Source organism: Rhizobium sp. AN73 (assembly GCF_030757975.1).
Classification (GTDB): Bacteria; Pseudomonadota; Alphaproteobacteria; order Rhizobiales; family Rhizobiaceae; genus Agrobacterium; species Agrobacterium arsenijevicii.
Window position 1 is genome coordinate 32,266 of the sequence record NZ_JARWME010000001.1, and the last position, 22,740, is coordinate 55,005.

18 protein-coding genes are annotated in these 22,740 nt (G+C 59.3%); 3 read left to right on the forward strand and 15 right to left on the reverse strand.

Features of this window, described 5'->3' with window-relative positions; translation table 11 throughout:
- The first annotated feature begins 112 nt into the window (after window positions 1–112).
- Window positions 113–1,708 (forward strand): EAL domain-containing protein, encoded by a 1,596-nt coding sequence (locus tag RBH10_RS00115; protein WP_281039140.1) that lies wholly within the window; start codon window positions 113–115, stop codon window positions 1,706–1,708.
- 54 nt (window positions 1,709–1,762) lie between these two features.
- Here RBH10_RS00115 and RBH10_RS00120 read toward each other — a convergent pair whose 3' ends face one another.
- On the reverse strand, window positions 1,763–2,116 hold the full coding sequence (locus RBH10_RS00120; protein ID WP_281039141.1) for an antibiotic biosynthesis monooxygenase: 354 nt from the start codon (window positions 2,114–2,116) through the stop codon (window positions 1,763–1,765).
- A gap of 119 nt (window positions 2,117–2,235) precedes the next feature.
- On the opposite strand from RBH10_RS00120, the gene RBH10_RS00125 reads away from it, so the two are divergent.
- Complete coding sequence (locus RBH10_RS00125; protein ID WP_281039142.1) at window positions 2,236–3,129, forward strand: LysR family transcriptional regulator; 894 nt, start codon at window positions 2,236–2,238, stop codon at window positions 3,127–3,129.
- A gap of 19 nt (window positions 3,130–3,148) precedes the next feature.
- Here RBH10_RS00125 and RBH10_RS00130 read toward each other — a convergent pair whose 3' ends face one another.
- The 14 genes from RBH10_RS00130 to RBH10_RS00195 all read right to left on the reverse strand — a co-directional run bounded on the left by RBH10_RS00130 (window position 3,149) and on the right by RBH10_RS00195 (window position 21,931).
- A complete protein-coding gene (locus RBH10_RS00130; RefSeq protein WP_281039143.1) occupies window positions 3,149–4,060 on the reverse strand; it encodes a DUF2865 domain-containing protein in 912 nt (303 codons plus the stop codon).
- Between the two features lie 257 nt (window positions 4,061–4,317).
- Window positions 4,318–7,086 (reverse strand): autotransporter outer membrane beta-barrel domain-containing protein, encoded by a 2,769-nt coding sequence (locus tag RBH10_RS00135; protein ID WP_281039144.1) that lies wholly within the window; start codon window positions 7,084–7,086, stop codon window positions 4,318–4,320.
- A 445-nt stretch (window positions 7,087–7,531) separates the two neighbouring features.
- Window positions 7,532–8,470: an SRPBCC family protein gene (locus RBH10_RS00140; RefSeq protein ID WP_281039145.1), complete on the reverse strand. Its 939-nt coding sequence runs from the start codon at window positions 8,468–8,470 to the stop codon at window positions 7,532–7,534.
- Window positions 8,467–8,808 (reverse strand): helix-turn-helix transcriptional regulator, encoded by a 342-nt coding sequence (locus RBH10_RS00145; RefSeq protein WP_281039146.1) that lies wholly within the window; start codon window positions 8,806–8,808, stop codon window positions 8,467–8,469. The genes RBH10_RS00140 and RBH10_RS00145 overlap by 4 nt, the downstream gene beginning before the upstream one ends.
- Window positions 8,809–8,945: 137 nt before the next feature.
- Entirely contained in the window at window positions 8,946–10,736 is a 1,791-nt protein-coding gene (locus RBH10_RS00150; protein WP_281039147.1) for an ABC transporter ATP-binding protein, read from the reverse strand.
- 428 nt (window positions 10,737–11,164) lie between these two features.
- Window positions 11,165–12,154, reverse strand: coding sequence for a tripartite tricarboxylate transporter substrate binding protein (locus RBH10_RS00155; RefSeq protein ID WP_281039148.1), 990 nt, complete (start codon window positions 12,152–12,154; stop codon window positions 11,165–11,167).
- A gap of 132 nt (window positions 12,155–12,286) precedes the next feature.
- Window positions 12,287–13,939: an OFA family MFS transporter gene (locus RBH10_RS00160; protein WP_281039149.1), complete on the reverse strand. Its 1,653-nt coding sequence runs from the start codon at window positions 13,937–13,939 to the stop codon at window positions 12,287–12,289.
- A 132-nt stretch (window positions 13,940–14,071) separates the two neighbouring features.
- The gene (locus tag RBH10_RS00165) at window positions 14,072–14,410 is read right to left on the reverse strand and encodes a formate dehydrogenase subunit delta (protein ID WP_281039150.1); all 339 of its coding nucleotides are present in this window, start codon (window positions 14,408–14,410) and stop codon (window positions 14,072–14,074) included.
- A 70-nt stretch (window positions 14,411–14,480) separates the two neighbouring features.
- Window positions 14,481–17,363: a formate dehydrogenase subunit alpha gene (gene fdhF, locus RBH10_RS00170; protein ID WP_281039151.1), complete on the reverse strand. Its 2,883-nt coding sequence runs from the start codon at window positions 17,361–17,363 to the stop codon at window positions 14,481–14,483.
- Between the two features lie 4 nt (window positions 17,364–17,367).
- Window positions 17,368–18,924, reverse strand: a complete 1,557-nt coding sequence (locus RBH10_RS00175) for an NADH-quinone oxidoreductase subunit NuoF (protein ID WP_281039152.1) — start codon at window positions 18,922–18,924, stop codon at window positions 17,368–17,370.
- A complete protein-coding gene (locus tag RBH10_RS00180; protein ID WP_045020894.1) occupies window positions 18,921–19,400 on the reverse strand; it encodes a formate dehydrogenase subunit gamma in 480 nt (159 codons plus the stop codon). The genes RBH10_RS00175 and RBH10_RS00180 overlap by 4 nt, the downstream gene beginning before the upstream one ends.
- 111 nt (window positions 19,401–19,511) lie before the next feature.
- Entirely contained in the window at window positions 19,512–20,447 is a 936-nt protein-coding gene (locus RBH10_RS00185; protein WP_281039153.1) for a LysR family transcriptional regulator, read from the reverse strand.
- A gap of 115 nt (window positions 20,448–20,562) precedes the next feature.
- On the reverse strand, window positions 20,563–21,279 hold the full coding sequence (locus tag RBH10_RS00190) for an aspartate/glutamate racemase family protein (RefSeq protein WP_281039154.1): 717 nt from the start codon (window positions 21,277–21,279) through the stop codon (window positions 20,563–20,565).
- Window positions 21,280–21,301: 22 nt separating this feature from the next.
- Window positions 21,302–21,931 (reverse strand): flavin reductase family protein, encoded by a 630-nt coding sequence (locus RBH10_RS00195; RefSeq protein WP_281039155.1) that lies wholly within the window; start codon window positions 21,929–21,931, stop codon window positions 21,302–21,304.
- Window positions 21,932–22,060: 129 nt separating this feature from the next.
- Here RBH10_RS00195 and RBH10_RS00200 point away from each other — a divergent pair, with 129 nt between their 5' ends.
- Window positions 22,061–22,738: a GntR family transcriptional regulator gene (locus tag RBH10_RS00200; RefSeq protein WP_281039156.1), complete on the forward strand. Its 678-nt coding sequence runs from the start codon at window positions 22,061–22,063 to the stop codon at window positions 22,736–22,738.
- The last annotated feature ends 2 nt before the right edge of the window (window positions 22,739–22,740 follow it).

A 22,740-nucleotide genomic window follows, 5' to 3' on the forward strand; every position in this document is an offset into this window, starting at 1 on the left:
GGATTGAAAGTGGCACCTTGGACCACTTCGAACAACCGAAATAATATTGGAAAAAACATCTGGTAGGCGCATGGAGAGTAACGTTCAATTGCATCCGCGAGAGTGCCGTTAAATGGAAGCAAGACGTTCCCGCATCATCGCGCTTGGCGTTCTTCTGGGCGTTCTCGGCGCTGTTATCCCGATTGCGACAATGGCCTATACATCATGGGTGATTGCCGTCCGGAAGGATCAGGACACTCTGAAAGTGCTTGCCAGCCAGGTCATTCAGCGGGCGTCCGATACGTTCAAGGATGCAAAAGGCGTGCTCGACGCAGCCGAGGCCGCCCATCTGCCGCCATGCTCCACCGAACATATTGAATTGATGCGCAGACTGACGATGAACGCGCCGTCAGTGGAGGAAGTCGGATACTTCGAAGACGGCCATCTGAAATGCACATCCTGGGGCATTACCGAGGGGTTTTTCCCTAAATCCCGCACCGAATATACGACGCCCGACGGAATGGAAGTCGCCGTCCGGATAGAGCCGACAGTCAGCCAGGGCACGCGAATGACGGCGCTTCACTTCGGCGCTCACAATGTTCTCGTCGCCCCCTCCCGTTTTGTCGATATTCTGATCGATGACAGCATGTCCCTTGCCCTCACAACCGAGCAAGGCGTCCTGATAAACCAATTGAATGCGCCTGCCCCGCAGCTTGTGAAGGAATTGCTGGGCGAGCCGAAAAGGGGCATGACGGACGAGGTGATCTACGCGGTCAGCCGCGGCGACGGACTGGCCGCGATTGCAATGGAACCCCGCGCAAACATCACCGCGAAGGTTCGGGGCGAGCAGATATTTTACCTGCCCGCCGGGGCGATCATCGCGGCATTCCTTGTCGGCACCGTCATCTGGTTATCGCGGAACCGCCTGTCTCCCCTGACTGAACTCGGCATTGCCGTCCAGAAGCGTGAGTTCATCGTTCATTACCAGCCGATTGTGGAATTGAAGACGGGTATCTGCATCGGGGCGGAAGCGCTTGTTCGCTGGCGGCGGCCGGATGGTTTTCTGGTGCGCCCTGACCTCTTCATTCCGCTGGCGGAAGAAAGTGGGTTGATCCTGGCGATCACCGATCAGGTTGTCGATGCCATCGTCACCGATCTGCGGAAGGTGCTAGTCGAGGACCGGACGTTGCATATCGCCGTTAATCTCTGCGCGGAGGATGTCGCATCCGGCCGCATCCTCACCGTTATCGAAGAGAAGCTGAAGCATACGGGTATCCGGCCCGAACAAATCTGGCTGGAAGCGACGGAGCGCGGTTTTATCGATATCGAAGCGGCAAAAATTACGCTGGCCGAAGCGCGGCAGCGCGGCCACTCCGTGGCGATCGACGATTTTGGAACCGGTTATTCAAGCCTGCAATATCTGCAAGGTCTGCCGATGGATGCATTGAAGATCGACAAATCCTTTGTCGACACGGTGGGCAAGGATACGGCCACCAGTTCGGTTACGTCGCACATCATCGGCATGGCCAAAGCGCTCGGCCTGTTTACCGTGGCGGAAGGGATCGAAACGGAGGAACAGGCGGAATATCTTAAGGCGCAAGGCGTCGACTTCGGGCAAGGATGGCTGTTCTCCAAGGCGCTTCCCGTCAATGAATTCGTTGCCTATCATCGCCTGACGAAGAAAAAATACGGGGCGTCTCCGGAGATCATTCAGGCAGCGGCGAAATAACGCCAACCGGGCTGCCCGCCTGTGGTTGCCGCAGGCGAGCAGCCTTCACAGCTGTTATGCCGTCATGAGCTTGGGGAGAACCAGATCGTCGACGGTGTAGGTATGGAACTCGCTCTTTGAAACGGTGTCCAGCTTCCGGAATTTTTCAACGAATACCGGATCGGAAAAGAATTCGTCGATATTGCCCGCTCCCTGAATAGCCTCGACATTAACGACCGTCTGTCCGTCCGTGCTTTTTGCAAGGCTGCTCCAGAGGAACCCTTCTTTCCGTTCGGCGACGTAATGTACGACATCCTGAATGATGGCGAAGGCTTCTTCCTGCTTTCCCGGATGAACGTGAATGACGTTGACAATGAAGGTCGTGGGAGCGGGAGCGCCCACGAAGGTTGCAACGGGTTTCGTTTCCATAAGTATCTCCATTTGCAGCCGTGGCCATTTCAGCCGCGGTTGCATCTGGATATCGGAGGAGAAATAAGGGATAAACAGGCTGTAATTCTCAACTTACAGGAAGAAAATTCCTTAATCAGATGACCACGGACAAGCTCGGAACCCTCGGCATATTTATTCAGGCGGCAGAGGCGGGAAGCTTCGTGGCGGCCGGACACCGTATCGGCATCTCCGGATCCGCGGTCGGCAAGGCCATTGCCCGTCTGGAGGAGGAGATGGGCGTGCGATTGTTCAATCGCTCGACACGCAGCATGACCCTGACGGAGGATGGTGGTTTCTTCCTCGATACATGCCGGCGCATCCAGTCGGAATACGAGATGGCGCAGGCGCAATTGTCGAGATCGCAGGCTGCGCCGCGCGGGCAGCTGCGTGTCAGCCTTCCGCTGGCGGGCATGTTGCTGATGCCGGCAATATCGGCCTTCATGGAAGCCTATCCGGAGATCAATCTCGATCTCGATTTTACCGACCGTCTGGTTGACGTCATCGAGGAGGGGTTTGATGCGGTCATCCGAACTGGCGAGATCAGGGACACGCGGCTGATGAGCCGCAAACTCGGAACTTTCAAACACAAGATCGTGGCCAGCCCCGCTTATCTTGAAACCCATGGCTGTCCGCAGGTTCCCGAAGATCTTGCCCGGCACCGTTGCCTTCACCACCGTTTTGCAAATTCAGGCAAACTCGAGCCGTGGCCGCTGGTTCGCGAAGGGCGCGAGATCAGGATCGATCTGCCGGTTGCGACCGTTGCCAGCACGCTCGATCCGCTGATCTTCCTTGCGGAGCGATCTTTCGGCATCACATGCCTGCCCTCATTCGCCGTCGCGTCCGAAATCGCACGGGGGAAACTGGTGCCAGTTCTGGACGACTATCTGGCCGATACAGGTACTTACTGTGTCCTTTGGCCCACCAACCGATATCTCTCTCCGAAAGTGAGAGCATTTGTGGATTATATGGCCGCCAATCTTTTTGCCAAATGAGCAGCATTAAGGGCGGCGGCTAGCGCTCCTTGTCCAGCTGGGTCTTGGCGCGGAACTCACCCTCGCTATCCTGAAGGAAGACCGGCCCGACAATGCGGACTACCCGATCAATATTTGGTGGCGGATTGGGTTCCTCGAAGGCCAGGGCCTGAGATGCTCCGTTTGCGGGCCGCAGGGAAGGAACGGGGATAATCGAACTGGTGAGATCGGTGGTCGAAACCGCGCGGGATTTCAGTTCGTTGATCCGCGCGAAATAGCGCGACCAGTTGCATGAATTTTGGCCCGGATCAGTCTGATATCGAAATGCAGTCGCGAGGTCTTTGTATGGCGTTCTGGTCTCGACCGACAGCATTTCCGACGTTTCCAGCTGCGGATTTTCGAGAACATAAACCGTCATCGCCGGGTTTTCACAAATAAAGCGGCATTGATCGATTGCGGATTTGGCATAGTTCGGTCCGCCAAATTGTGAGTTCGGTGCCGGGAAGTGATATCCATCGGAAGGGCGAACGCAATAATAAAGGGCGTTGCGGGCATAGACATCGGACCCCGAACGTCGGTCTGCCTCCGACGTGCGTTGCTGCTTGGTGCTGTCGCATCCAAGTGCCTGAAAGCGTGCCTGCAACGAGGCCGACCGCTCGCTCCGCCGGGCGGCGGCAAGTTCGCTCTCGGCATCAGCACGCTGGCGGGCGAGCCCCCGGCAGGCATTGAACAACCCGCCCGATGCAGCCTTCTCGGGCGTGCAGGACCGTTGCCTTTCGAGCGCCCGGATGGCGGCGATCTGCCGCTGTTTCTGCATCGTCTCCGCGTTCGAAGCGCTGGCGCTGGCCCCCATCTGGCTTCTTATCGTCGAACAGCTTTGGGCGAGAGCCGGGGCGGAACCGGAGATGAGGATCAGGCCGCATATTGAGAGTGAAATCCAGCGCAACGACATGAGGCAGGCTCACCTTCCGTTACGACGTGGGATTGCGCATCTGGTCTCCGAGAGAGACCGACGCGGGAAGACAGGGAGTAATATAGCCAGCGGCCTCTGCCCAACTCGGGAAGGACAATCCCAAAACGAAGGCAATCGTTGCCACAATCCTGCTTTTACGCATTCCGTAAACCCCTCAAAATGCCCCAAATGACCTGCTGTGCCTGAGACGTCAGATCGTCTCGATCAGCCCGTTCCCACCTGTCTTGATCTGCCGATCACCACTTGACGCTCAGGCCGATGTTGCCCTCCCAGCTGCGCGTTTTCTGGCCGCCGAGATTGGTCGTGTAATCCACCGTCGCGAACAGGCTGACCGTCTCCGTCAATGCGGCAGTGATGCCGCCGCCAAGCTCGAGCGATGTTCCGCCGAGTTCAGTAACAATCGGATCGCCCGCAAAACGGACCGTCTGGTCGGACGAAAAGCTGTGCCAGAGATTGGCCTTGAGATAGGGCTGAATGAGCCCGGCGCTCGTCTCGTATTTGCCCTGCAGCCTCAAGCCCAACCGGCCGGTGACGGTGTCGTCGCTATCGAAGGAGACTGAAGAATAACGATCGGCGGTATCGTCCAGCGAGAGGTGCTGCCAGACAATCTGCGCCTGTGGTTCGAGGCTCCATTGCTCGTCGAGAGCGATCGGATAACCGCCCTCCAGAGAGGCGGTTACACCCGAACCGTCGATGTCGATCGATTGGCCGGCATTTGACGAGGCGCGGCCATCGAACCAGGTGCCCATGAGGACCGCATCCACATACCAGCCCTGTGGCGCGATATGGCTCCAGTAACCACCAACGCTCGTGCCGCTGATTTTAACGTTGCCGACGGCAAGATCATTCCAGCCGAGTGCCTGCCCCTTCACGTCGCCATCCATCTTCGTATAAGCGACAAACAGGCCGAACCGGTCGAAATGCCCATCGCCGCTTTCGCGACCGAGCAGATCCTGACCGGCCTGAAGGCCGTAGAGATTGCCGTCAAAGCTCGGCGAAACGGTGCCGTCCCACTTCATGTCCGTGTTCTGGCCGAAGGTTCTGCCCCATGTATTCGGGATCCATCCGTCGTCCTGCAACAAAGCCTGCTCGCCGCGCCGTTCATGGAAGGTGCCAAGTGTCGACAGCGCCAGGTATTGAGCAAGCGGCTGCACAACCGAATAGGTCGGAACCTCGATCCGGTAGAGCGGCACGATATCGGCAATCACCGCCGTGGCGCCCGGTGTCGGCGGCGCGGCGCCGGCGCTTGGGATCAATGCAAGCGTGGTCGGCGGCGACGGTGGCGCAGGAGGAGGACTTGCGGCCGCGGCCGCCTGTGGCGTGGGCGGAGCTGCCGGTTGCGGATCGCCCGCATTGATGGGCGGCGTCGGGTCCGTCGGGGCCGTCGTCGGGTCCCCCACGGTGGGTATGGGCGTGGACGGCAGTTGCGAAGCCGGAGGCGCTCCGGTGATTTCGGGCGCTTCTGCCTCCGGCGTGATATTTGGCTGAAGCGGGTCCGGCGCCCCGGCAATCGCCCCACTCCCCGGCACGATCGTCGAGCGGAGATACCAATTGTCCTGCGTTCCGGCAGAAACACCGCCTTTGAACAGGTAATATTCGTATGCGCCGGCGGCAACGCGGCTGTTGAGCGCAAATGCCCCGCCGGCGGTGGTCGCGCCGTTCACGGCCTCGATGACCATGATGCCGTCCGCATTAGTCGCCGCGCCGGAACCTCCTGCATTGACCACGTTCATGCCCGTGCTTCCGGATGCGGTGCCTCTATCGATGACCAGCTTGTCGGAAGCGGAGCCGTCACTGCCAAGAACGGTGTCGAGAAAAATCTGGCCGCCATTACCCACATAATTGCCGGAAATCGTAAACGTGTCCGACGCGCCGCCGCCGCCGTTGGTAAGATCGATACGACCTGAATTGACCAGATTGGCGAAGGCACCCGCCGAAAAGGCGGAAACTCTTCCATTCTGCCCGCCGCCATAGATCGTGCTGGCAGAATCGATTGCCAAGGTTCCCGTCCCGGTGCCGCTGTCACCAAGCGTCAGCGTGCCATCGAAGACAAGCTCGGTATCGTTGGTGAGGTTTATCGTTTCCCAACTGTCGAAGCGGGCAACCCCTTCCGTCTTGACGTTGCTCATCGTCAGGCTGTCGTTGCCCAGACCACCGCTTATCTGCGTGGTTGCGCCTATGTGAGCATTCGCAAGATTGGTGAGCGTGGCGGTGTCATCATCCGCGCCAAGGTCGATCGCGCCATAGATGATGCCGCCGCTGTTCCAGTTGAACCTGTCGTTGCCGAAGCTCAGCAGCACGCTGCCGCCAACCACGCCACCGGTAACGGTGACGCTGTCGGTTCCGCCGCTGACGCTGATATTGCCGCCGATCGTTCCACCCGAGAGAATGATCGTGTCATTGCCAAAACCGGTCACCAGATTCCGGTCGATAATGCCGCCCGACATGTCGAAAACGTTGTCGTCGAGCTTCATGTTGACACGACCGATACGGCCACCCGTCATGGTGGCGACATCGCCATCATCGAACGCATCGATGATGCGTCCGTCGGACATGAAGAAAGTATCGAGATTGTCGCCCTGGTTGAGGGACTGGATAGTCCCGCCCGTCATCCGGAAATCGTCTACGCCACTGCCCTGCTGCACATTGCCGGTAACGGTTCCACCGGACATCACAAAGGCGTCGTCGCCGTTTCCCTGGACAACGGCGCCATTTATGCTGCCGGAATAGATTTCGATCCTGTCGGCACCGGCTCCAAACGTAACGTTGCCGGCGATAGTTCCCGTACCGGCAGTTGGAAGAAGCAACGTATTGTTGCCACCCGTATCCGTCAGCCCACCCGCCGACGTACCGCTGTCGCAGATGTAACTGTCGTCACCCGCTGTCGGAGTAAAGATGCACGCTGCATCCACAGGCTCCGAATAGAAAAAGATCGCACCTGAAACTAATGCAGTTCCAGAACAGAGAAATCGTCTTAAGCCCCGCAATTGGCAACGATAATTCATCATCCCCCCGTCGAATTGAATGATTTCCCAACCCATTCCATTTGACGAGTGCGAGTACGCCACAGACGCAACCGCTTCGCAACCCTAAGGAGTTGCCACGAAAACTTCTACAAATCCGTGAGACGATAGGCGACCAACTAAAACCGGAAGACCGGAGCCAACGGATCGAAAAGCCTCCTTTTCATGGTGATAACTATCAGATAAGACTGTATTTTTCTTCGCAAGACAGCGCTGTAATTTGCGCTATATCAATTAGCGGAATGTCGAAAAAAAAGCTGCTGCCACGCGAAACAGGACATGGTGACCGAGGAACACATAATTTTATTTATTTATAATATTAGGATAAACAAGAATTAAATTTACGCACGAGCCTCAAGGCCCGTGCGGTAACTCGACTTCAATCGCAGGGCAGGATCACCAAAAAACATCCCGCACCTGTCGAGGATCAGCCCCGGTGCAATCCCGATACGGTGATGAAACGTTCCAGTTTGCCCAGCGTCTGCTGACCCAGTTCCACCGCACCGAAACCCTTCGCTTCCTGAAACTCGGCCGCCGTGCTGAACACCATGCCCAATACAACTTTCGTCGCGCCGTCATGATCCTCGAAGGAGGCCCAGGCATCGGCATGTTTCGGCCCATTCTCGCCCCACAGCAGCGAATAGCCGATCCTCTCCTGCAGCCGGACCTCGTGATAGAGATGATGGTTCGGATAGACGGTGCCGTCAGGGCCGATCATGTCGAATACCCATTCGCCACCGGTTCGCAGATCGATCCTCTTTGTGCGGCAGGAAAACCCTTCCGGCCCCCACCATTGCGGCAGCGTCTCGGCATTCATCCAGGCATTCCAGACAATGTTGCGCGGCGCCTTTATCGTTCGCTCCAGTATCATGGTTCGCTCGGCCACTCCGGCGAGATTGTTCAGGCCGGCATCGAACCCCTGCCGGTAACCCGCCTGCATGTTGTTTGCGAGCGAGGAAAGCTGCACCGTTACGACCAGTCGGCTGCCACCGGCAGCAGCGGAAAAATCGGCTGTCACCAGCGCCGCCGACTGTGTCACGCCCTCGGATGAAACCACCTCATAGTTGACGCTACGCACGGCCTCCTGCAACTCCAGCCATCCGCACTCACAGCGAATATCCGGTTGCCCTTCGATCTTGCAGAGTGAAATTTCGCGCCCGCCCACGCTGGTGTCGGCCTCCAGAAACTCCACGGTCACCGAAGGCGTGGGAGCAGCCCAGACCGCCCGCGCGGCCGGGGCCGTCCAGGCCTGCCACAGTGCCGACAGGGGAACAGCGACATTCCGTTCGAAGCTCAGCGTCGCAAAACGGCCCTCAGTAAGATGGGGCGCAGCAGTCGCGCCATGCAGATTGAGTGTAGACGTCATTCGGAATTCTCCTTCATCGCCTTCATTGCAAATGCATCCAACCGGCTGAGCCGGCTCTCCCATATGGCCCGCTGGTCATCGAGCCATGTCCGCACCGGCTCCAGAGCCTCGGGCACGATGGCGCAGGTGCGCACACGCCCGTCTTTGGACGTGCTGATCAGACCCGCCTCCTCCAGCACCGAAAGATGCCGCATTACGGTGGGCAGACGCAGCCCCGTCGGACCGGACAACTCCATGACCGGAGCCGGCCCCTCGGCGAGCCGGGCTAAAATCGACCGACGTGTCGGATCAGCCAGAGCCTGAAAGATCAGTGAAAGTTCGAGTGAATGCTTAGCCATGTCACTAACTATCACGCGACATATCCGTCGCGCAAGGAAAACTTCGTCAACTCGCTAAGTTTTCTCTTGGGAAGCCGTGACGAACGCAATCCGTGCAGAAAGTAAAAACGCCGGAGCATTGCCCCGGCGTTCTGTGTTTAAGCGACCAGACCCTTGGTCAATTCCAGTGCCTGCCGTTCGAACAGCCGTCGATAGATGCCGTCATTCAGCCGGATCAGCGCCTGGTGGTCGCCCTCCTCGACAATATTGCCCTTGTCGAACACCAGCAGACGGTCCAGCGCCCGCACCGTGGAGAGCCGATGCGCGATAACAAGCGTGGTGCGGCCGTCCATCAGGCGTTCCATGGCCTGCTGGATCTGCACTTCGCTTTCGCTGTCGAGGCTCGAAGTCGCCTCGTCAAGGATCAGCAACGGCGCATCGGCAAGGAAAGCGCGGGCAATGGCGACACGCTGCCTCTCCCCACCCGACAGTTTGACGCCGCGTTCCCCCACCATGGTTTCATAACCCTTGGGAAGGGACATGATGAAGTCATGGGCGCTTGCCTGTTTCGCCGCCTGCTCGATTTCGCGCCGCGAGGCACTCGGACGACCATAGGCGATGTTTTCCGCCAGCGTGCGGTGGAACAGGATGGGTTCCTGCTGCACGATGGCGATCTGGCTGCGCAGGTTTGACTGCCGGACCTTGGCGATATCCTGCCCGTCAATGCGGATTGCGCCCGAATTGACGTCATAAAGCCGCTGGATGAGCTTGACGAAGGTCGTCTTGCCCGAGCCGGAATGCCCGACCAGACCTACACGCTCGCCCGGCTTGATGGTGACCGAAAAGTCCTCATAAAGCGGGGTCGGATGCGCGCCATATCGAAAGGTGACGTGGTCGAAAACGATCTCGCCCTTTGCGATCCTGATCTGCTTGGCGTCCGGCCGGTCTTCGATACCCAGGGGCATCTTGTCGAGCAGCACCAACTCTTCCATATCGTTGACGGCACGTTGCAGATTGCGGATATCCTGTCCGACATCTCGCAAATAGCCCTGCAAGACGAAGAACATCGCCAGCACGAAGGTGATGTCGCCCGGCGTCGCCAGCCCCTTCTGCCACATGACAAGGCCGGTTCCGAGAATGCCGGCCTGCATGGATACCATCATGAAGCTCTGGATCGTGCCGTTCAGCGTGCCGCGTTTCCATGTCCTTCGCGTACGGCTGTCCCATTTGGCCAGCACATGCCGCAACCGTGTCTCTTCCCGGCTTTCGGCACCGAAGGCTTTGACAACAGAGTTGCAACTGATGGCGTCCGCGAGCGCGCCGCCTAGCTTGGTATCCCAGGCATTGGCAAGCTGCGCCGCCGGCGACACGAAGCCCATGGAAAGTGCGACGGTAACACCGACATAGATCAGTGAACCGATGCCGACGATCAGGCCCATGACCGGCCAGTAGCTGCCCAATACGACGGTAGCGCCCACCAGCATGACGATGGATGGCAACAGTGCGACGAGCAGCACGTCATTGAGGGAGTCCAGCGCCCACATGCCACGCGTGATCTTGCGAACCGTGGAACCGGCAAAGCTGTTGGCGTGCCAGTCGGTTGAAAACCGCTGCACCCGGTGGAAACCGTTATTCGCCACATCCGCCATGGTTCGCAGCGTCAGCCTGATGATGCCATTGAAGATGAACCAGCGCAGCACCACGCTGGTCAACCCCAGGATGACCACGGTGACGAAGGCGCGGAGAGCCCGGTCAGCCCCGTTGCCGCCGGCAATGGCATCGACGATCTGGCCGGAAAAAACCGGCACCATGACTTCGGCCAGCGTGCTGGCAATCACCAGCACAACGATAAAACCCACCAATGCCGGCCGTTGGCACCAGTGATGAAAAACAAAGCCGAGCACATGGCGGTAGGCATCGGCGCGGAAATCGAGCTTCTTGCGAGTCATTTTAGCCAGCCCCGGCGCCATCTTGTCGGCAACCGGTCCTCAAAATAGGAAGTTGGATGACACAGCCCGTGGAGAAGACGAAATAATGGCGTCAGATCAATCGGGCTATGAAGGGAAACAAAAACCGCATGTCGGGCGCGCTCAGGGCGGGCCACGAATGGAAATGACCTAGTGTCGGTTCATTCCACATGGGAGGAACTTGATGAATGGTGATGTCATGCTACGCCTCCCTTGGTTCGATTTGACGCGATGATTATTTTGTACCCGACCAGATCGCCATTGCCAACCGGAAAAATGCAACCTTACGGAAAGTGATGCAAAAACGCCACGATTTGCGGACTGGTGGTTTTATAGACACTTTCGCTGCTCACCCGAAGCGCAGTTGCGCAGCGAAATCCCGAGCCCCACTTGGAGGCTCGGGGTCTTGCTCAGTCCATCTGCACGTTTGCGTTCTTGACGACGGGTTCCCACTTGGCGATCTCGGCCGCAACGTGGCTTTTCAACTCATCGGGTGAAGACGCGACGATCTTGGCGCTGAATTCCGCCATGCGCGCGGCAATAGCCGGATCGGCAAGCGCTTTCTTGGCGGCGGCATTTAGCGTATCCACCACCTCGGCCGGCGTACCGGCGGGCGCAAACAGCGCGTTCCACGTGTAGGTTTCATAACCCGGCACGGTTTCGGCAATGGTCGGCAGATCCGGGAACGACGAGGCGCGTTCGGCGGTCGTCACGCCAAGCGCCCGCAATGTGCCGGATTTGATATGGCCCGATGACGACGGCAGATTGTCGAACATGATCGATATCTGGTTGCCGAGAAGATCGTTGAGCGCAGGACCGGCCCCCTTGTAGGGAACGTGCTGCATGCTGACGCCCGTCATGCTCTTGAACAGTTCACCGGAAAGATGCAGCGGCGTGCCGTTACCGGAAGACGCATAGGCATATTTGTCCGGTTCGGCCTTCAGGAGGGCGATCAGCTCCTCGACGCTGTTGACGTTCAGCTTCGGATTGACCACCAGCACATTGGGGACCACCACGAGCAAGGAGACCGGGGCGAAATCCTTTTCCGGATCATAGGGCTTTGTCTTGAGAATGAGTGGATTGAGCGCATGGGTGGCAACGGTGCCCATCAGGATCGTGTAACCATCGGGCTCTGCCCGGGCGACACGGTCGGCGCCGAGATTGCCACCGGCTCCGGCAACATTTTCGACGACGATCTGATGGCCAAGCACATCACCCATCTTCTGCGCGATGACACGGGCCACCACATCGGTGGAGCCGCCCGCAGCGAAGGGAACGACCAGCGTGATCGGTCGATCGGGAAAACCCTGCGCGCTCGCCGTCAGTCCCAACATGCATAAAGAAGCTGCCGTGGCGCCAAGTTTCAACACCATGCGTCGTCTCAAAGACCGGTAATTCATGAACCCTCCTGTAGAATGGCCTCCCCGCCATCGGCGCATAGTAGCTCAAATGGACCTGAGAGCAACCGAGGGCCTGAACGAAGTCCGGGCAGCCCAACGACCGCCCGGACATCCATCAATGGCTGCGGTACATCAGCCGAACAGCGCAAGGCTGCTTTTGACCGTGACCCATACGCCCCAGAGAAGCGGGATGCCAACCGCGGCCCAGGCGAATGCGGCCTTGGCGTCGAGACCACCCCTGCCGATGCCGAAGGAACCGGTAGGCCCGGCATTGGCGGCGGCGGTCTTGGCCTGAAGGGCTGCAACCTCCGAATCCGACATGAACCATTTCTCCGGCAGCGGCCGAACAAACGCGTTGGCAATGAGGCCGATCGCCAGCATGCCCGCCAGAATATACATGGTGCTGGTATAGAGCGCCGGACCGGGCGCAACACCGGCGGCAATCTGTGCTTCGCGGATGTAGTTGACGACCACGGGGCCGGCGATGCCCGCCGTTGCCCATGCCGTCAGCAGACGACCATGGATAGCACCGACGAACTGCGTGCCGAAGATGTCGGCGAGATAGGCGGGAATGGTTGCGAAACCGCCGCCATACATCGACAGGATGATGCCGAAAGCCAGAACGAAGAACGCCTTGGAACCCATCGTCGCGAGCGTCGGGGCCAGCGCATAAAGAATGATACCAAGCACGAAGAAGCAGAAGTAGGTGTTCTTGCGGCCGATCTTGTCGGACATGGAAGCCCAGAAGAAACGACCGCCGATGTTGAAGAGGGAAAGCAGACCGGTAAAGCCCGCTGCAATGGCGGCGATCTGGGCTTTCTGCCCGGCATCCAGGTCGGCAAAGCCAACACCGGGCAGGCCGATCAGCGAACCCGCGAAGATTTCCTGCAGCATTGGCGACGCCATGCCGATCACGCCGATGCCCGCCGAAACGTTGAGGCACAGAACCGCCCAAATGAGCCAGAACTGTTTCGTCTTGTGCGCATCGCGCAGATGAACGTGACGGTTGGTGATCATCGCGCTTTTGGCCGCCGGGGCTGTCCAGCCTTCCGGACGCCAGCCAGCCGGCGGAATGCGATAACCGAAGGCACCGGCCATCATGAAGACGAAATAGATCAACGCCATAACGACGAAAGTCTGCCAGACGCCGACTGATGTGTCCGTCTTGAAGGTATTCATCAGGAGATTGGCAAGCGGTGCGCCGATCATCGCGCCGCCGCCGAAACCCATGATGGCCATGCCGGTCGCCATGCCGCGACGGTCAGGGAACCATTTGATCAATGTCGAGACCGGCGAGATGTAACCGAGACCAAGACCTACGCCGCCGATGACCCCTGCCCCGACCCACATCAGCCAAAGCTGATGCGTCATCACGCCAAGTGCTGCAACCAGAATGCCGCCGCACCAGCAGCAGGCGGAAACGAAGCCCGCCTTGCGCGGCCCCACCCGTTCCAGCCAGCCGCCCCAGATTGCCGCCGAGCATCCGAGGAGTACGAAGAACAACGTATAAATCCAGCCGAGATCGGCCACACGCCAGTTGCACTCGGTGGTGAACAGCGCCCCGACAAGGGTAAGGCTGGCGCAACTGGGATCCGTCGCCGGCAGCGCCTTCGACAGCGGCAGCCAGAAGACGCTGAAGCCATAGGCCATGCCGATGCACAGATGAATGGCCAATGCCGCAGGCGGCACCAGCCAGCGGTTAAAGCCCGGTTTTGCTATGATCCGTTCGCGGTCCAAAATCCCGGCTTGCGCCGTTCGTCCCGCCGTTACCTCTGCTACTGCCATCGACACTACCTCCCTCGTGAATGTCTGGACAACCATGATGCGCCCCAATGGCCGCATTGACCGGGCGCAACCGAGACCGCCGGATGTCCTCCCATCCGGCGATATTTGTTTGCGGCGTTTCGCCGCCTGGCTTTACGTAGTTTCGGGAATGCTCGGTTCTGAAAGGGACTCGCCCGCTTGAGCGCCCTTGCCGCCCGGCGCACCCTTGGCGTCGTCACCTAACCCGACCGCATCGGCGACTGGCGCACCGGGCCTCTTGATCTTGAGGGCCGCGGCGAGCACCAGCGGCAGAAACTCCCCGGCACCGGTATCCACGATCTCGAAAAACCGTTTGCGCATGCGGGGTTCCCAGAATTTGTTAATGTGGGTGGCGACACCCTCAACGCGGATACCCTCCGGCTGGGAAAGGAAAAAAGTCGCGATCTGGTTCGCCATCCTCACCAGTTTTTCGTCGGTGTGATTAAGCAACATGGCTGTTTCCCCGCGCCGCCTGACGGACGACGTTCACGTTGTCAAAAGGCCGGGATTGCCCCGGCCCCGATTATTCGGCCGCCTCGAGCTTGCCCGCGATGCGTCGCGAACGGCGACTGAGTGCGTCATATCCCTCCTGCCATTCAGTCGGCCCGTTCGAGGGCGAGACCTGCACGGCCGTGACCTTGTATTCCGGACAGTTCGTCGCCCAGTCGGAGTAGTCAGTGGTGATGACGTTTGCCTGCGTGCCCGGATGGTGGAAGGTGGTGTAGACCACCCCCGGCGCCACACGATCGGTAATCAGCGCCCGCAGCGTCGTATCGCCGGAGCGGCTGGCAAGCTTGATCCAGTCACCATCCTTCACACCGCGCTGTTCGGCATCATGCGGATGGATTTCGAGACGATCCTCCTCGTGCCAGACGACGTTTTCCGTGCGCCGTGTCTGCGCGCCAACATTATATTGCGACAGGATGCGGCCGGTGGTGAGCAGGAGCGGGAAGCGCGGGCCGGTGCGCTCGTCCGTCGCCACATATTCGGTGCGGATGAACTTGCCCTTGCCGCGCACGAAACCGTCCACATGCATGATCGGCGAGCCTTCCGGGAACTTCTCGTTGCAGGGCCACTGCACAGAGCCCCTGCTCTCGAGATAATAATAGGAAACGCCGGCAAAGCTCGGTGTCGTCGCAGCGATTTCATCCATGATCTGCGACGGGTGCGTATAGTTCCAGTTCAGCCCCATGGCCTGCGCCAGCTTCTGGGTGACTTCCCAATCCGAATAACCGTTCTTCGGCGACATCACCTTGCGCACCCGATTGATGCGCCGTTCGGCATTGGTGAAGGTTCCGTCCTTTTCGAGGAAGGTGGAACCCGGCAGGAAGACATGCGCGTAATTGGCCGTTTCGTTCAGGAACAGGTCGTGCACGACGACACATTCCATGGCGGCGAGACCGGCCGAAACATGTTTGGTGTCCGGGTCCGACTGGAGAATGTCTTCTCCCTGAATGTAGATGCCCTTGAAACTGCCATCCACGGCGGCATCAAGCATGTTGGGAATGCGCAGTCCCGGCTCGTTGTTGAGGGTAACGCCCCAGAGCTTTTCGAATATTTCCCGGGTAGCATCGTCGGAAATATGGCGATAGCCGGGAAGTTCGTGCGGGAAGGAACCCATGTCGCAGGAACCCTGCACATTGTTCTGGCCACGCAGCGGATTGACGCCGACACCGGGACGGCCAATGTTGCCGGTCGCCATGGCAAGGTTTGCAATAGCCATGACCGTGGTGGAACCCTGGCTGTGTTCGGTGACGCCAAGCCCATAATAGATCGCGCCATTGCCACCCTTGGCAAACAGCCTTGCGGCACCGCGCAGCTCCTCTGCAGGCACGCCGGTAAAGCTTTCGGTTTCCTCCGGGCCATGCTGCGGCTCGGCCACGAAAGCTGCCCAGTCTTCGAATTCAGACCAGTCGCAACGCTCGCGGATGAAGGCCTCGTCGAACAGTCCTTCGGTGACGATGACATGGGCAAGAGCCGTCAGCACGGCGACGTTCGTTCCCGGCTGCAGCGGCAGGTGGAAAGACGCTTCCACATGCGGTGTGCGGACGAGATCGATGCGGCGCGGATCGATGACGATCAGCTTTGCGCCCTGTCGCAGCCGCTTCTTCAGGCGTGAACCGAAAACGGGGTGGCCGTCCGTCGGATTGGCGCCGATGACGAGCACGACATCAGATTGTTCGATGGAATCGAAATTCTGCGTACCAGCCGAAGTGCCAAACGCCTGTCCCAACCCGTAACCGGTCGGCGAATGACAGACGCGGGCGCAGGTATCGACATTGTTGTTGCCAAACCCGGCGCGGATGAGCTTCTGGACCAGAAACGTCTCTTCATTGGTGCAGCGGGAGGAAGTGATGCCGCCGATGGATTCGCGGCCATAGGTTCCCTGAATGCGCTGAAATTCGGAGGCGACATGGGCAAATGCCTCGTCCCACGTCACTTCGCGCCACGGGTCGCTGATCTTTTCTCTGACCATCGGGTTGAGAATGCGGTCGCGGTGGCTGGCATAACCGTAAGCGAAGCGACCCTTGACGCAGGAATGCCCGCGATTGGCCTGTCCGTCCTTCCACGGCACCATACGGACCAGCTCTTCCCCGCGCATTTCCGCCTTGAACGAACAGCCGACGCCACAATAGGCGCAGGTGGTGACCAGCGAATGCTCCGGCTGGCCGATCTCGATCACCGATTTTTCGGTCAGCGTCGCCGTCGGACAGGCCTGCACGCAGGCGCCGCAGGAAACGCAGTCGGAATCCAGAAACGCCTCATGGGCACCGGGCGAAACACGGCTTTCAAAACCGCGACCTTCGATGGTCAGCGCAAACGTTCCCTGCACTTCTTCGCAAGCCCGCACGCAACGGGAACAGACGATGCATTTCGACGGATCGTAGGTGAAATACGGGTTGCTTTCGTCCTTCGGCATCCAGTTGGCGTTAAGGCCGCCATCGCCGGCACGGGCCTTCACATGGTTGTCGCCGTCGTAACCGTAACGCACATCGCGCAGGCCGACCGCGCCGGCCATATCCTGCAATTCACAATCGCCATTCGCGGCACAGGTCAAACAGTCGAGCGGGTGGTCGGAGATATAAAGCTCCATCACACCCTTGCGGATCTGCTTCAGCCGCTCCGTCTGGGTATGGACGACAAGGCCGGAAGCCACCGGCGTCGTGCAGGAGGCGGGGGTGCCGTTGCGACCCTCCACTTCGATAAGACAGAGGCGACAGGAGCCGAAGGCATCGACCATGTCGGTCGCGCAGAGTTTGGGAACATCAATGCCCGCCTCCCTCGAAGCACGCATGATGGAGGTTCCCGCCGGCACGGTGATCTCACGGCCGTCGATCGTCAGTGTCACCATCTCCGTCGAGGTGGATTTCGGCGTTCCATAGTCGATTTCAGATACAAGGGCCATGGTCTTACTCCGCCGCTTCGACACGTGGGATGGGTGCAAAATCCTGAGGGAAGTGCCTGAGCGCGCTCATCACGGGATAAGGCGTGAAACCGCCAAGCGCGCAGAGCGAACCGAACTTCATGGTCTCGCAGAGGTCTTCCAGCAGCGCCGTGTTTCGCTCGGGTTCTATACCGAGAGAAATCTTGTCTACCGTCTCGACACCGCGTGTCGAACCGATCCGGCAGGGCGTGCATTTTCCGCAACTTTCGACGGCACAGAATTCCAGGGCAAACCGCGCCTGACGCAGCATATCTGCGGTATCGTCAAAGACGACGATGCCCGCATGACCGATCAGGCCACCTGCTGCGGTAAACGCCTCGTAGTCGAACAGCGTATCGAATAGCGATACCGGGAAATAAGCGCCCAATGGGCCGCCGACCTGAACCGCCTTGACGGGACGGCCCGTAATCGTGCCGCCGCCGATGTCGTTGACCAGTTGCCCGAGCGGCAGGCCGAAAGCGGTCTCGTAAAGTCCGCCATGCTTGATGTTGCCGGCAAGCTGGATCGGGATCGTGCCGTGCGAACGGCCAATGCCGAAATCCCGGTAGAACGCCGCACCGCGATCCATGATGACCGGGATGGACGCGAGCGAGATCACATTATTGACCACCGTCGGCTTGCCGAACAGGCCCTGCAGGGCGGGAAGCGGCGGCTTGGCGCGCACCGTGCCACGTTTACCTTCAAGGCTGTTGAGCAGCGAGGTTTCCTCGCCGCACACGTAAGCTCCGGCGCCCATGCGCACCTCGAGATCGAACGCACGCCCCGAACCGAGCACAGAAGCGCCGATCATCCCTTCGCGCCGGGCGATGTCGATGGCTTTTTCCATCATCCTGATCGCATGGGGATATTCCGAACGGGTGTAGATGAAGCCCTTCGTTGCACCGACAGCAAGGCCGGCAATGGCCATGCCCTCGATCAAAACGAAGGGATCGCCTTCCATGATCATGCGGTCGGCAAAGGTGCCGCTGTCACCCTCATCGGCGTTGCAGACAATGTATTTCTGGTCGGCGGCGGCATCCGCCACCGTCTTCCATTTGATACCAGTCGGGAAACCGGCGCCGCCACGTCCACGAAGCCCGCTGTCGGTGACCTGTTTGACGATCTCGGCAGGGGGTAGTGAAACGGCTTTCTCGAGCCCCTTCATACCTTGATAGGCACGGTAATCTTCGAGCGAAAGCGGATCGGTGACACCGCAGCGCGCGAAGGTCAGGCGCGTCTGATTTTTCAGGAACGGGATTTCCTTCGTCAGCCCAAGACAGAGCGGATGATCGCCACCATCAAGGAAATCCGCGTCGAACAGGTCGGACACATCGGCGGCCTTGACCGGACCATAGGCAACCCGGCCATGCTCGGTGCGCACCTCTACCAGCACCTCGAGCCAGAGCATGCCGCGCGATCCGTTGCGAACCACACGAATATCGAGATTGCGGGAGGTGGCCTCACGTTGAATTGCATCGGCAACACGATCTGCGCCAACGGCAAGGGCTGCGGAATCGCAAGGGACGAAAACGGTGATGCTCATCGACGCACCTCCGCCAGAATGTCGCCAAGACAGTGCTCGTCCACCCGGGCGTGAACTTCACCATCCAGCATCAGAGCAGGCGCCTGGGCGCAGAGCCCGAGACAGAAGACCGGCTCAAGCGTGACGGAGCCGTCCGCTGCCGTCTGGTGCCAGTCAAGACCGAGTTTTCCCTTGATGGTATCGGCAAGAGACTCGCAGCCCATCGACTGGCAAGCCTCGGCCCGACAGAGCTTCAGCACATGGCGCCCGCCGGGGTGATCGTGAAAATCGGGATAAAAGGTGACGACACCGTGCACTTCAGCACGGGACACATTCAGCGCCAGGGCGATGACCTGTTTTGCGCTTTCCGGCACGTAACCGAATTCTTCCTGCACCCTGTGCAGGATAGGCAGCATTGGCCCTTCCAGATGCAGACAGTCATCGATGATTGCCTGCAAACGTGTCGCCTCATCCACGGCGACAGCACGAATATTCATGAGCCAGTCCTCCCAAACCGACAGGTGGTGGGCGTTTGAACCGGGGGACCTCCACATCCTGTCCCGGCGCGCAGCACTCCTGTTGGTGAAAGAATGGCTAGCGGACCAAGATCAGGTCAATAGCGGCTTTCCGTCAATCGATAGGAAATTTCTATCAAAAGCGGAGGCCGCGACACGCAATCGTGCCTCGTGCAACAGCGCGGAAACGAGCGGCGTATGAGGTTCGCGATAGGTGGCAATCAGGCCGACAAGATGCTCGGCATCCGGCTCGACTATGGGGATCATTCGTATCTGTTTTGGAAAACCGAACGATTCCGCTATGTTACGCGGCATTATCGAAGCCCATTGCCCCGTGCGGATATGCGAGAACAGCACAATCATCGAATTGGATTCGAGCGTTGGCTTCGCCTCGACACCCGCTTCCGCCATGTGCTTGTTGATAATGCGGCGGTTTTGCATGTCGGAAGTCAATAGACAAAGCCGAAGACCGGAGACCTGTTTCCAGGTCACGCTCTCTTGATCGGCAAGCGGCGTGCCGGCGGCCGCAATCAGGTGATATCGCTCCGAATAAAGCGGAACCGTCGTGACCCGGCCCAGAGGTTCGTTGTCGAGATAGGTGATTCCCGCGTCGATCTCGAGATTTTCGATCTGGCTGAGAACCTGCAACGAGGTCCGGGAGGTGACGGAGAAGGTGACAGCCGGGTGGCGCGCCTGAAATGGCTCGGTCAGCCGGGGCACCATGGCGAGAGCAGTGGGTATGACAGCAAGACGGATGTGTCCCGCAAGACCCTTACGGGCGGCGCGCATTTCCTCGCGCATGGTGCGCGTATCGGCAACGATGCGCCTTGCCCATTCGAGAACCCGCTGCCCCTCGGGCGTCAGGCCCTGATAGCGCGCCGCGCGGACGACAAGCACGACGCCCAGCTGGTCCTCCAGTTGCCGGATGGCTGCGGAAAGCGTCGGCTGTGAAATGCCGCACTCCTCCGCGGCGCGCCCGAAATGCTCCGCGCGCGCAAGTGCTATGAAAAACTCCAGCTTGTCGATCATCCTGCCTCCCCTGGCACGCGGCCATTCTGCGGGCCGGTGCGAAAGCGGACACTAGAGCGAGGCGGGCATTGTCGCAAACCCCGTGAAGGAGGTTTGCCGCCCCCGCCTCTCCCGATCAGGCAACGAGCTTGGTTTCCTTCACACGCGGATAATCATAGGCATTGACCTTGGAGGTGCTGTAACCCGCGCCCACCAGTGCTTCGGCCAGCTTGATCGCGGCCGTGACGCCATCGATGACAGGAACACCCGTCGCCTCGCGCAGCCGGTCGCAAAGTGCAGACATGCCGGCGCAACCAAGGATGATGGCTTCCGCTGCATCTTCTTTTTTGGCCGCTTCGATTTCACGGATCAGCATCGCCTCGGCTGCAAGCGGATCCTCCTCAAGACCGAGCACCGGCAGGTTGATGGCGCGGACCCGGCGGCAATGCCGCTCCGCGCCGTAGCTGTCGACGAGGTCTTCGATAATCGGGATAGAGCGTGGCAGCGTCGTGATGATGGAAAAACGGCGGCTGATCGTCATGGCCACCTGAACGGCGGCCTGGCAGATGCCGATGACGGGACCACGCGCCACTTCACGCGCCGCATGCAGGCCCGGATCATCAAAGCAGGCGATGACATAGGCATCGACGCCCAGCCGCTCGCCTTTGCAGATTTCTTCCAGCATGCCCGGAACAGCCAGCGCCTCATCGGCCCCGCCCTCGATGCTGACCGGCGTATCGACAGGATTTGCAGCGGAAATTTTCGTATCCGCCTGCCTGACGCGCAAGGCACTCTCAAGCGCCTGCGCCGTCATCGAGGCGGTTGAGTTCGGGTTGATCAGACGAATATGCATTCAGGTCAGCCTTTCGGGACTTTCACTTGCCATCTGGCTTGATGAAGTCGGTAATCGGTGGCGCCTTCAAAACGAACTGGCGATCCGAGGTAATGTAATTGTCGGCATGGAGGCGCGCGATCGGCTGGTATCGGTCCGGATCGACATAATGCCCTTCCCTGTCGAGGCAGTCCCTGTGGACATGCATGTGCACGACCTCCCCCAGCACCAGCGTGCGGCGCGGATAATCGATCAGGCGCTCCACCCGGCATTCAAAGGCGCAGGGCGATTCCGCCGCAAAGCTCGCATCGATCTTGTTGCAGGGTGCCGGCGTCAGCTGCGCCATCGAAAGTTCGTCGACCTCGCTGTCGAAGCCGAGGCCGCAGACCAGCATATGTTCGGAGATAGCCATATCGACCATATTGACGACAAACTCGCCGGTGCGGCGAATATTGGCCATCGTGTCCTTCTCCTCGCCATTCAGACGCGGCTGGATTCCGAGAACAACGATGGGCGGATCATGGGAGAAGACGTTGAAAAAGCTCATCGGCGCTGCATTGTTGTGGCCTGCGACCGAGCGCGTCGTGACAAGCGCTATCGGCCGCGGACCGATAAAATTGGTCAGCAAACGATAGCGGCTCTGCGGCTCAAGCGTGGTGAAGTCGAATTCCATGACACTGCCCTATTTATAGTATACAATATTGTTTCATATTGTTGACAATTATGCAACCAAAACCCTGTTGAAACAGTTGACTTTTTTGGCGGCATCACGCTTCTCTAACCCCAATGGAGAGCGAACCCAATGACCGAGCAGAACAGCCAGTCCACGCAGCAAATTGTCGAGAAAGTCTGGTTGTCCATCGCTGAACGACGGTTGCGTCCGGGCGTGCAGTTGAAGGAGGAGCAGCTTGCGGCGATTTTCAGTGTCAGCCGCGCGCGCATCCGTCAGGCTCTGTCCGTTCTGGAGCGCGACGGCCTCGTCACCATCGTGCCCAATCGCGGCGCTTTCGTCTCCAAGCCGTCGGTCGAGGAAGCCAGAGACGTGTTCTTCGTGCGCCGCACCGTGGAGCAATGTGTCGTTGAACGTCTGTGCAAATCGGCCACCAAGGCCGATCTGAAACGGCTTCGCGACCATGTCTCCAAGGAGCGTGTCGCCAATGCTCACAACATCACCACCGATATTATCAAGCTTTCCGGCGGCTTCCACCTGTTGCTTGCGGAAACGGCCGGTTCCGATTTCCTGTTCACCACCATGCGCGACCTCATTTCGCGTTCCTCCCTCATCACCGCCGTTTACCGCAATACCGACCGCTTCAATTGCGGCCCGGACGAGCACGCGGAGATCGTTGACGCCATTGCCAATAACGACCCGGCAAAAGCCACGCATCTGATGACCCACCATCTGGAACACGTGGAAGCGGAACTCGATCTCAGCGAAATCCGCGACCTTTCCCACGATCTGCGTGCCGCACTCGCCTGACC

What these genes read in the sequence shown, in the direction of transcription:
- RBH10_RS00140 (WP_281039145.1), bottom strand. Translation starts at nt 8,470, where the DNA reads ATGACGTCTACACTCAATCTGCATGGCGCGACTGCTGCGCCCCATCTT.
- RBH10_RS00115 (WP_281039140.1), top strand. Translation starts at nt 113, where the DNA reads ATGGAAGCAAGACGTTCCCGCATCATCGCGCTTGGCGTTCTTCTGGGC.
- RBH10_RS00175 (WP_281039152.1), bottom strand. Translation starts at nt 18,924, where the DNA reads ATGAGCATCACCGTTTTCGTCCCTTGCGATTCCGCAGCCCTTGCCGTT.
- RBH10_RS00135 (WP_281039144.1), bottom strand. Translation starts at nt 7,086, where the DNA reads ATGAATTATCGTTGCCAATTGCGGGGCTTAAGACGATTTCTCTGTTCT.
- fdhF (WP_281039151.1), bottom strand. Translation starts at nt 17,363, where the DNA reads ATGGCCCTTGTATCTGAAATCGACTATGGAACGCCGAAATCCACCTCG.
- RBH10_RS00150 (WP_281039147.1), bottom strand. Translation starts at nt 10,736, where the DNA reads ATGACTCGCAAGAAGCTCGATTTCCGCGCCGATGCCTACCGCCATGTG.
- RBH10_RS00200 (WP_281039156.1), top strand. Translation starts at nt 22,061, where the DNA reads ATGACCGAGCAGAACAGCCAGTCCACGCAGCAAATTGTCGAGAAAGTC.
- RBH10_RS00120 (WP_281039141.1), bottom strand. Translation starts at nt 2,116, where the DNA reads ATGGAAACGAAACCCGTTGCAACCTTCGTGGGCGCTCCCGCTCCCACG.
- RBH10_RS00145 (WP_281039146.1), bottom strand. Translation starts at nt 8,808, where the DNA reads ATGGCTAAGCATTCACTCGAACTTTCACTGATCTTTCAGGCTCTGGCT.
- RBH10_RS00190 (WP_281039154.1), bottom strand. Translation starts at nt 21,279, where the DNA reads ATGCATATTCGTCTGATCAACCCGAACTCAACCGCCTCGATGACGGCG.
- RBH10_RS00160 (WP_281039149.1), bottom strand. Translation starts at nt 13,939, where the DNA reads ATGGCAGTAGCAGAGGTAACGGCGGGACGAACGGCGCAAGCCGGGATT.
- RBH10_RS00125 (WP_281039142.1), top strand. Translation starts at nt 2,236, where the DNA reads ATGACCACGGACAAGCTCGGAACCCTCGGCATATTTATTCAGGCGGCA.
- RBH10_RS00195 (WP_281039155.1), bottom strand. Translation starts at nt 21,931, where the DNA reads ATGGAATTCGACTTCACCACGCTTGAGCCGCAGAGCCGCTATCGTTTG.
- RBH10_RS00165 (WP_281039150.1), bottom strand. Translation starts at nt 14,410, where the DNA reads ATGTTGCTTAATCACACCGACGAAAAACTGGTGAGGATGGCGAACCAG.
- RBH10_RS00155 (WP_281039148.1), bottom strand. Translation starts at nt 12,154, where the DNA reads ATGAATTACCGGTCTTTGAGACGACGCATGGTGTTGAAACTTGGCGCC.
- RBH10_RS00130 (WP_281039143.1), bottom strand. Translation starts at nt 4,060, where the DNA reads ATGTCGTTGCGCTGGATTTCACTCTCAATATGCGGCCTGATCCTCATC.
- RBH10_RS00180 (WP_045020894.1), bottom strand. Translation starts at nt 19,400, where the DNA reads ATGAATATTCGTGCTGTCGCCGTGGATGAGGCGACACGTTTGCAGGCA.
- RBH10_RS00185 (WP_281039153.1), bottom strand. Translation starts at nt 20,447, where the DNA reads ATGATCGACAAGCTGGAGTTTTTCATAGCACTTGCGCGCGCGGAGCAT.